General features: G+C 42.8%; 10 protein-coding genes. 8 read left to right on the top strand and 2 right to left on the bottom strand.

Annotated features, from left to right (window positions below; translation table 11 throughout):
- The first annotated feature begins 45 nt into the window (after positions 1-45).
- From HWQ58_RS23860 to HWQ58_RS23835, 6 genes are all read left to right on the top strand, one after another.
- Entirely contained in the window at positions 46-1,119 is a 1,074-nt protein-coding gene (locus HWQ58_RS23860) for an ATP-binding protein (protein WP_366838515.1), read from the top strand.
- 365 nt (positions 1,120-1,484) lie between these two features.
- Positions 1,485-1,922: an Rrf2 family transcriptional regulator gene (locus HWQ58_RS23855; protein WP_292868049.1), complete on the top strand. Its 438-nt coding sequence runs from the start codon at positions 1,485-1,487 to the stop codon at positions 1,920-1,922.
- Positions 1,923-1,992: 70 nt separating this feature from the next.
- Positions 1,993-2,388, top strand: a complete 396-nt coding sequence (locus HWQ58_RS23850; protein WP_292868046.1) for a pentapeptide repeat-containing protein — start codon at positions 1,993-1,995, stop codon at positions 2,386-2,388.
- Between the two features lie 94 nt (positions 2,389-2,482).
- Complete coding sequence (locus HWQ58_RS23845; protein WP_292868043.1) at positions 2,483-2,971, top strand: DUF2243 domain-containing protein; 489 nt, start codon at positions 2,483-2,485, stop codon at positions 2,969-2,971.
- A gap of 118 nt (positions 2,972-3,089) precedes the next feature.
- Positions 3,090-3,698, top strand: a complete 609-nt coding sequence (locus tag HWQ58_RS23840; protein ID WP_292868040.1) for a DUF4129 domain-containing protein — start codon at positions 3,090-3,092, stop codon at positions 3,696-3,698.
- Positions 3,699-4,436: 738 nt separating this feature from the next.
- Positions 4,437-5,423: an alpha/beta hydrolase gene (locus HWQ58_RS23835; RefSeq protein ID WP_292868037.1), complete on the top strand. Its 987-nt coding sequence runs from the start codon at positions 4,437-4,439 to the stop codon at positions 5,421-5,423.
- 408 nt (positions 5,424-5,831) lie between these two features.
- On the opposite strand, the gene HWQ58_RS23830 is transcribed toward HWQ58_RS23835, so the two are convergent.
- Complete coding sequence (locus HWQ58_RS23830) at positions 5,832-7,115, bottom strand: aspartate aminotransferase family protein (RefSeq protein WP_292868034.1); 1,284 nt, start codon at positions 7,113-7,115, stop codon at positions 5,832-5,834.
- Positions 7,116-7,353: 238 nt separating this feature from the next.
- Here HWQ58_RS23830 and HWQ58_RS23825 point away from each other — a divergent pair, with 238 nt between their 5' ends.
- On the top strand, positions 7,354-7,635 hold the full coding sequence (locus HWQ58_RS23825) for a hypothetical protein (protein ID WP_292868031.1): 282 nt from the start codon (positions 7,354-7,356) through the stop codon (positions 7,633-7,635).
- 186 nt (positions 7,636-7,821) lie between these two features.
- On the opposite strand, the gene HWQ58_RS23820 is transcribed toward HWQ58_RS23825, so the two are convergent.
- Positions 7,822-8,283 carry a hypothetical protein gene (locus HWQ58_RS23820; protein WP_292868028.1) on the bottom strand — a complete coding sequence of 154 codons (462 nt, stop codon included), beginning with the start codon at positions 8,281-8,283 and terminating at the stop codon, positions 7,822-7,824.
- A gap of 438 nt (positions 8,284-8,721) precedes the next feature.
- Here HWQ58_RS23820 and HWQ58_RS23815 point away from each other — a divergent pair, with 438 nt between their 5' ends.
- Positions 8,722-9,738 carry a TrkA family potassium uptake protein gene (locus HWQ58_RS23815; RefSeq protein ID WP_292868025.1) on the top strand — a complete coding sequence of 339 codons (1,017 nt, stop codon included), beginning with the start codon at positions 8,722-8,724 and terminating at the stop codon, positions 9,736-9,738.
- Positions 9,739-9,981: the final 243 nt, after the last annotated feature.

The raw sequence follows: 9,981 nt of genomic DNA, 5'->3' as shown, positions 1-9,981 counted from the left end.
TGCTAGATGCAAGTTTTCAGCTTACCTGCTTTGTATACCAATTAGATAGCTAGGGGGATAATTCAGGAAGCTAACTCAGCCGCCACCACTCTGCTCAACATTTCTAAAAGTTCGTTATTGGGTAAACCCATAGGGATTTTTGTACTTGAAAAAGAAATAATTGCTTTTCATTTGAAACTAAATCATCTGCGCGATCGCGCTCAATTCCCAGACTGGAAAATGCAAGAGTGGGAAGTAAACCTACGACCGCGTGACAAAACACCTATTATGGCTGCGGTTAAGGTGGTTGCTATCCGTAATCAATCTAGTGAGTTAGTTGGTCTGCGTTGGCTATTGCGCGATATTAGCGAAAGCAAGCGAACCCAAGCCAAGCTGCAATGGGCAGAAGAGGCAATGCGACAAGCGCTTGCCAAAGAAAGGCAGTTTAGCGAACTTAAATCCCGCTTGCTTACCATCACCTCCCATGAGTTTCGCACCCCTTTGGCTACCATCCACTCTTCTGCGGAACTACTAGAATATTATCGCCACCTCTGGAGCGAACAGCGACAACATACCCACCTGCGCCGCATTCAAAAATCAGTGATGCATATAACCCAGTTATTGAATGATGTATTGGTGGTGAGTCAGGATGAAACAGGCAAGTTAGAGTTTAATCCAACACCCATAAATTTAGTAGAATTTTGCCGCGATTTATTAGAAGAATTACAACAGAGCGATCGCTCACAACATGCGATCGTTTTTAGCAGTGAGTGCCAATGTACAAGGGCTAATTTAGACGCCAAACTACTACGGCAAATCTTGAGTAATTTATTGTCGAATTGTCTAAAATACTCTCCCCTTGGTAGTACCGTTAGGTTTTCTGTAACCACTAGCAACGAGCAAGCTATATTTCAGACTCAAGACTCTGGTATTGGCATTCCCCCTTCTGACATTGAACACATCTTTGAACCCTTCCATCGCGCTACTAATACAGCCAATATCCCAGGAATGGGATTAGGGATGTCCATCGTCAAGCAGGCTGTAGATTTACACGGCGGCGAGATTACAGTCGAAAGTGCGATCGGTGCCGGAACTAGCTTTACAGTCATTCTCCCATTTTCGAGAAATTTCCATGTATAGCGGCTTGCACTCAGAATTTTGCTGCGCTCCCATTTGATATTCAAATTTCAAAGTCCCTCTCCCAAGCTTGAGAGAGGCATTTAGGGTGAAAGCTCATTGATTCATGCAATAATCACTGCAATTTTGTTGAAAACTAAACAGTCTAAGCTTTTAAGTCAGTTTTCTCTTAGGAAGACTGTACTCTAATCAATCACTTTTATTTATCGAACTTAAAAAAAAAAATAATTGCTTGTATGCTAAAAGGTCTTTAAAGTAGAGTTAGCCGGTCAACAATAGGTTGATTGTAAAGTTTTTCTTCGCAGTAGCTTAGGGAAACAAACTCAAAAACTTTGTATCTTTAAATATGAGCTTAAAATATTGCGCCTGTGGTAATCTCTAACAAATCAGAATATGCACTTCTAGCCCTGTTAGAGTTAGCAACCTGCTACCCTAACGGTGAAGCCCTACAAATTCGAGAGATAGCGGCATTGCAAGACATCCCGAACCGCTATTTAGAACAACTCCTGGCAACATTAAGACGTGGAGGTTTAATTAAGAGTATACGCGGAGCCAAAGGTGGCTATGTTTTGGCACGAGATCCCGGAAAGATTACAGTTTTGGATGCTTTTAGCTGCATGGAAGGGTCAGATATTGTTGTCTCTCCCTGTGAACCGACTCCCAACACGGTAGAAGGTGAGCTAATTCAGGAAGTTTGGCAAGAAGCACGTCAGGCTGCTAATTCCGTTTTGGAAAAATATACACTCCAAGACCTTTGTGAACGAAGGTCAATGCGAAAGCAGAAGGAACTCATGTATTACATTTAGAAAGGATGAAGTGGGATAATTTTCATCCTTAGTATAAATGTAATAACGAGATAACCTCTGAGGCTGTTATATGCTTGAAGTCAATTCTCAACAGCCCATAAATAGTGCCGCTACTCTTGTGGAGAGTTATGCAGTAGGAAAACGGGACTTTAGTAAAGCAGAACTGGGTAATGCTGATTTGCAGAGCATTAACTTGAAAGGTTCTGACCTCAGTTATGCTGACTTGAGTGAAGCTAACCTGAGTGGCGCAAATTTGAGGGGAACTGACCTGAGCTTTGCTGATCTTAATCAAGCTAATCTGAAGGATGCCGATCTTAGGGGAGCATTGTTGATGTCAGCAAATCTCCGCCAAGCCGATCTCAAAGGAGCGAACCTAGAAAAAGCAGACTACGATCGCAGCACCCATTTTCCCCAAGATTTCGACCCAGCCAAAGCAGGTATGCAGATTAAATTTGTAAATTATTAATTTAAGTTGAACACTCGTACTTGCCTCAAGATAGAAGATTTTTTTCCCAAAAGATGTTGTATTTTGGTAAGAAAGCCTATCTATGAGGTTGACAATGGAGGCAAAAAGTGAAACCCCCAACCAACGCGCACCACTAATTACTGCTGGAATTTTTCTTGGTGTGGGTCTTGGAGGATTTCTTGATGGAATTTTACTGCATCAGCTCCTCCAGTGGCATCATATGCTCAGTAGCATTCGACCTCTGACAAACACGGCGAATATAGATTTGAACATGGTATGGGATGGGTTATTTCATGCCTTGGATTGGGTATTCACCGTGGTAGGACTTGTGTTGCTATGGCGTGCCGGAGGGCGTGATGATGTTCCTTGGTCATCACAGACCTTTATTGGGTCACTAATGATTGGGAATGGGTTGTTTGACTTCGTTGAAGGTTTAATTGACCACCAAATTCTCGGTATCCATCATGTGAAACCAGGCCCAAATCAGTTAGTTTGGGATCTAGGATTTCTTGCATTCGGTGCGCTACTTATTGTTATCGGCTCGATAGTGATAAAAAAAGAGTCAACAGTCAATAGTCAATAGTCATGGGGCATTGAAAAGAGGCAGAGGGGCGGGGGGCAGAGGAGAAAACTCTCTCTTTCTTGCTCCCTGCTCCCTGCTCCCTTGCTTCTTCCCCACTCCCCGCTCCCCCTTCCCCCTTATGCCTACAGATACTTTTGAAAAAACTAGCTGGAGTTGGCAGCTTTCTAAATTCCAAGAACAAGCGGGTGAATGGTGGGAATACCAGTTTTACCGCTTTGAAAAGGCTTTGCCCGAATTGCCTACTGGATGGTCAATTAGCCCCTGGCTAGGTGAATTGCTGAAATTCCTGTTTTGGCTGGTACTGGGATTATTTATAGCGTGGGTGGGTTGGCGATTATGGCGAGAATTCAGCCCTTATGTTTATTCTTGGCTAAATAGAAGTGGCAATATCACTGATTTTCGCGTAAAAACTCGCTCCAATGAGTCATCGATAGCTCTTTTGTTGGAGCGATCGCAAGAATTTTATCGTCAAGGTAATTACCGTGAGGCTTGCCGTTGTGTTTATTTAGCAATGTTGCAGCAGTTGGATAAAAATGCGATCGCTCCCCAGAAACTCAGCCGCACAGATGGAGAATATCTGCAATTGCTGCGATCGTCTGTGACTCCCATACAGCCCTATGAAACTTTAATTACCACACACGAGCAATTATGTTTTGGTAATGCCGAGATTTTGCCAGACAATTATGAGCAGTGTCGGCAAGCTTATCGAGAAATTTCTCAAGAATGAAGAGAACGCAGGGATAAGGATACTAAATACATAGCTAAAAAAATCAATACAACTTTTGCAAAAGTCCCAGTGACATGAGAAAAGTAGGTAAAAGTGTGGTGCCTTATATGACCTACGAACATGATATAAAAAGCTTGAAACAAGAAGATTTCAAACGGCTGTGTAGAGTGCCAAAGCGAGACTTTCTACCAGATGCTTGAGGTTGTGCGCTCAGGCGATCGCCACAAACACTTATACTGTACGACCTGCAAAACTCAACTTGGAAGACCAATTATTAATGACATTCAATAGAGCGAAAAGTTTTCCAGAAGCCTTCTGATCGCTTCGTTTTGGCTTCTTGGGAACACCATCTGCTCCAATCAGCTTCTAGTCTACCTTTCAAGTACCTTTGTTCTGGATGGACGAATACAGCGATGTCTACGACAAGCCGATACAGCGTCTACGCTTCTGGTTGTATGGAAAGCCCAAAATCATCGCCTGAAACCCTTATTATTTCGTCAACTTTCCAAATTTTTCGGTCTACTGAAAGTATTCCACCCTAATCCCCTTGTATTAGATAATGGTGACTGTGTTGGAAAGAGGTAGAGAAGATACCGTTGGCAATAATTTTTTACTCTTTTGATGATAAGCCCCATTAATTAGTTTTCAGTGAGGGCAGCCTCAGGCTTTTTAACTTTTGTAGTTCATTTGCCAACATGAAAAGAGCTGCTTCAACCCTAAAAAAGGAATTGAGGAAATATGACCTTAGTAACTCACCGTTTCATCGAAACCAACGGTATCAAGATGCATATTGCCGAACAGGGGCAAGGTCCATTAGTGATCTTGTGTCACGGCTTCCCAGAATGTTGGTACTCCTGGCGGCATCAGTTATCGGCATTAGCTGAAGCTGGGTTCCACGCGGTAGCACCAGACCAGCGCGGCTATGGACAGACCTCAAGACCGGAACCAATTGAGGCATACCATATTTTCCAGTTGGTTGGTGATATTGTTGGTCTGGTTCATGGGCTGGGTGAGGAGCAAGCAATCATTGTTGGACACGATTGGGGTGCGCCTGTTGCCTGGTATTGTGCCCTACTCCGTCCAGACATCTTCCACGCTATCTCCCTGCTGAGTGTGCCCTATGCACCCCGGAGTTGGTCAGACATTCGACCGACAGAAGCAATGAAGTTGATGGCAGGCGAGCAGGAGTTCTATCAGTTGTACTTTCAAGAACCAGGTAAAGCTGAGGCGGAACTAGAGTCTGATGTTCGCGCTACTATACGTGCAATTCTCTACTCCGCCTCAGGAGATCCACCACCAGAAAAACGCTGGCGCTTCCTATTTAACAAGTCGGAGAAGCCAATAGACACAAGTTACGTACCGGAGCAACTTCCGGCTTGGTTAACAGACCAGGATATCGACTTTTTCACATCTGAGTTTGAGCGGACTGGTTTCCGGGGCGGGTTGAACTGGTATCGAAACATGGATAGAATCTGGGAACTAACACCCTTTCTTAGCGGCGCAAAGCTGCGCCAGCCAACATTGTTTGTGGCGGGAGAAGCAGATCTAGTGATCACAATGTACCGTGAAGCATTCGACACCCTAGAGGAAAACGTGCCCAACTTGAAGCAGAAGGTATTGCTACCAAAGGCTGGTCATTGGATTCAGCAAGAACGCCCAGTCGAAGTTAATAGATTGCTCATCGAGTTTCTAACAGACCTCCAAATCGACAAGTCGATTACCTAAAAGTTCAACTAGTCTCAGATATATAGCAAAGTGCTAAGTGCTGTTAGCGTCAGCGGGGCGTTTAGCCCGTGCTGAATAAAAACCCAGTTTTGTTTTGTCAAGGCTTTGAGCGATCAACACTGTCCTAACTTATGTGACTACGGCTATAAGTTTAAAATGACTATTCGCTAAACGTTACAAAACAAGTCTATTAACTCTTACTTACTTGTCCTACGCATTTAGGACTTTTGCAAGAGACTCCATGAGCGGCGCTCACAAGGAACAATGAAAATATCTTTTTCCCAGTCCCCAATCCCTAGTCCCCAGTTCCTATTTTTAAGGCAGGTCTAATAATTTTAGTGACAATTAATCTAAAAGTAAGAAAAAGCGAGAGATAAACATAAAGACTTATCCTCGCTTTTTGATTACTTAAGCTGTGAGAGTTGCGATCGCCTTATCCACAGCTTCCAAGGCAGTGTTGACTTCTGCCTCTGTGATAATTAGCGGTGGTACAAACCGGACTACTTTTGGGCCGGCTGGTACTAGCAATACGCCCTCTTTGATGGCAGCATTGACGATATCTGCTGCGGTTATTTGAATATCGGCTCGCAATTCCAAACCGTTGATTAAACCCCAACCCCGAACTTCGCCAACGTGCTGAGGATATTTTGCTGCGATCGCCTTCAATCCAGATCGCAACTGTTCACCCCTGTCTTCCACATTCTGCAAAATATTTTCCTGTTCCAATGTCTGGCAAACACTGAGTGCTACACCACACACAAAAGGATTCCCACCAAAGGTACTGGCGTGTTCTCCTGGTTGAAAAACGTCGCAGAATTTCTTGCTGATCATTGCACCGATGGGGATACCGCCACCTAAGCCTTTAGCACTAGTGAAAATATCCGGTTCAACGCCGAGATGTTCGTAAGCCCATAATTTGCCACTACGCCCCATACCAACTTGCACTTCGTCGAAAATCAACAAAATGCCAGTTTCATCGCAAATTTGCCGTAACTTTTTGAAATAGGCAACATCTCCCGGACGTACACCACCTTCTCCTTGTAATGGCTCGATCAGAATCGCCGCTACCCGATAATCGCCTTCATCCAACTCGCTAATCGCCACTTCCACAGCGTTAATATCGTTGTAATTTACGTAGTGGAATCCAGGAACCAAGGGATCAAAGTACTTTTGATACTTCGGTTGTGCTGTGGCGGTAATCGTTGCCAAAGTCCGCCCGTGGAAACTGGCATTAGCGGTTAAAATAATCGGTTTTTCAATGTCTAATACTGTGTGGGCGTATTTCCGCGCCAGTTTAATTGCGGCTTCGTTAGCTTCAGCTCCAGAGTTGCAGAAAAATACGCGATCAGCACAGGAATGATCGACAAGCCATTTTGCCAATTCACCTTGCTCAGGAATGTAATACAAATTAGAGACGTGATGCAGCTTTTGGATTTGGCGTGTTACCGCTTCTACCATCGCTGGGTGGGCATGTCCTAAAGTACAAGTAGCAATTCCCGCTACAAAGTCCAGATATTCCCGTCCCTGCGTATCCCAAACCCGGCATCCAGCACCCCGTTCTAGGGCTAAGGGAAACCGAGCGTAGGTAGACATGACAGCTTCATTAAAGCTATCTGTATCAAAAGGACTAGATGCTACAGACCCTGAATCTGGGGGGATGGTGGCTTGGTCAACGAGAGTTTGTAGGCTCACTACCGCTCCTCCTGAAAGTTTTTCATTATATAGTTATTTACAGAATATAGCGGAAAGCATGAAAGCCCACCAGTAAGACCATAAAATCCCAAAAAGATTTTATGGTCTTGCGTCCTTTAGGGGTGGGATGAAATGCACCAGGGTACTTGCAATTGCCGTCATATAGTATTAATAAAAAGGTTGATTTATTGTAAATAATGATTAGATAATAATTCTTAGTAAAGTCATCAATAACATCATGTTGATAGCAACACAAAAAGATGTTTGGCATCCCGAAAAAAGGACAATAAATATAATAACTGAATTAGCTAAATTCAGCAATAGTTTATTTAATGTGGGTACATATCAAAGTAGACAAGAATATTTTGAAAATCAAAAATCTGTTAGCTATGCCAAACTTTGTTCGTTAGGAAAGGAAAATGAAAATTCCAAACTGCTGTATTCACAGGTAGTACAGCAAACATTAAAAACAGTGGCAGAGGCGTTCATCAGTTTTAGAGAATTAGAAAAAATTAAGTAGCTTCTAAATGCGACGCGATCGCTTCATTATCTCTAGTCGGAGTATTATCGTTGTGCGTGGTCAGAGTTTACTTTTTGAAGTGTAATGAGGGGTCTGAACGTTTCGACAATCAAACATTTTACCCCTCAATAATAAAAAACTTAAAGTATTAACAGACCCGACTGTTACAAAACTCGTTCAATTGTGTTAGTGGTTAGGGTAGTACTTCCTAACTCTTTGAGCTTGTATATTAACAACGGTACCAGAGTCAGTTTCAGTTAAACTAAACTTGTCACCATCATCGTAAACAACACCGCTATAATTAACTGTCGTCCCATCGGTTCTTCTATAGGATGCAGTAAAGCTACAATCACTATTCACTTGGTATGTGCCTTGAGTGCCAAGATTAGTTGTCACTTTTCCCGCAATACTTCTAACTAGAATAGTGCCCGTGGCTTTTCCATTGCCATCATAGGTGCTTAAAACATTTAAGACATACGGCTCAGTGTTATTCACATACCCTCCACCTTGATTTGCATATACTCCATATAGACTTCTATTTGAACATGCTTTTTCTGCTTTTACCTGTTGGGTGTTCAAAACAACTGAAGTACTTAATGCTGATAGAATACAAAGCGTTAACGTCGCTAAAGATTTTATCGTTTTCATTTAAAGCCCCTCTTGTAACAATTTGAACTGCCTAGCTAAATAAATAACTTAGCTAGGCAGTTCAAATTATGTCATAGAAATGTAAACGTCATTAAATTTACTAGTATTAAACAGAAATTATTTACAAGATCTTTATAGTATTTTTAGAAAATATCTGAAAAGTTGAATATAATGCCATTTACTCACATCTTATACCAATGTAAATAATGTATTTTCCTCGCTTTTCATTTTTCTTGAGTAACCCATAGAGAAGGTATCGCCTACGGTGGCCGCTTCAAAGTAGTGACCTGTCATAGCTGGATAAGTTATAGTTTGAATGTACTAAAAAGCACAAATGCGATAAAGTTAGTACAAAACTAGAAAAAGTAGGCTAAAAGTAATATTTTTACCTCATTCTCAACACTTGAGCAAAAATATCAACGTATCCAAAAGGAGTTGATGGCTGGGGCGATCGCTCTTGGCGGTGTTTTCTTTTTTGGCACTTTGTGGTATTGGCTAGTGGAGGGCTGGTCATGGGAAGATGCAGCTTACATGACAGTGATCACCTTAGCGACTGTGGGATATGGAGAGACGCATCCACTAGGTAGCCGAGGACGATTATTTACAATTGCCCTGATTTTGTTGGGTGTAGTCAATATCGGTTACATTGTCAACAGATTTACAGAAGCGATCATTCAAGGCTATTTTCAAGAAGGAATTCGGCTACAACAACAGAGGCGGTTAATGGAATCCCTATCAGAACATTACATCATCTGTGGATTTAGTCGGACTGGTCGGCAAATTGCCAAGGAATTTCGGACAGAAGGTGTAGCTTTTGTAGTAATTGATTCGGAGACGGAATCAATACAAAGGGCGCAGATTGAAGGTTATACAGCATACCAAGGTGACGCTACATTAGATGACACACTCCTAAAAGTTGGTATTGAACGGGCGATGTGTATTGTTGCAGCCCTTCCTTCAGATGCCGAAAATTTATATATTGTTTTATCAGCAAAAACACTGAATTCAGGAATTCGGGTGATTGCACGGGCAAGTACAGAAGAAGCTTTGCAGAAGTTACGACGCGGTGGTGCAGATGAAGTGATATCCCCCTATATTACTGGGGGGAAGCGGATGGCTGCTGCGGCACTCAGACCGCAGGTGTTGGATTTTGTAGACGGGATTTTGACTGGTGCAGACCGCCAGTTGTATATGGAAGAATTTTTACTCGATCCAGCTTTCTGTCCTGTTGTGGGTCAAAGTTTGCAAAAGGCGAGATTGCGATCGCAATCTGGGGCATTGGTTCTGGCAATTCGCCGCATTGATGGGACTTTAATCGGTGGCCCTACTGGTGATACGATTTTAATGCCGGGAGATCAGCTAATTGGTATGGGTACAGAAGAACAGTTGCGTAGCCTTAACCAACTTCTTGGCCCGATTGGTTCCAAGCAACTGCGGCGACCGAAAAATAGCTGATTTTATTTTTCCTCAATTACTTCTTTGAACGGGGCAAAGTCGTTGATGGCTCGACTGCAATGGCTCAAATTCGCGCCAATGTGCGTAGTTTACCGCCGCAGGCATTGCGGTGTTAAAACTAATTCTCCCCCTTAGTTAACAAGTTTTGTGGTAATGCCCAGACAACTCACTGAAGCAGAAATTGGTGGCTGGGTTTGATTGTAAATTTAGACGAAAGTCGATAGCAATCGCCTTTTCAAAAAT

Origin of the sequence: Nostoc sp. LPT, assembly GCF_017115165.1 — a bacterium.
Lineage (GTDB): Bacteria > Cyanobacteriota > Cyanobacteriia > Cyanobacteriales > Nostocaceae > Nostoc.
This window is presented reverse-complemented; position numbering and strand designations above follow the sequence as displayed.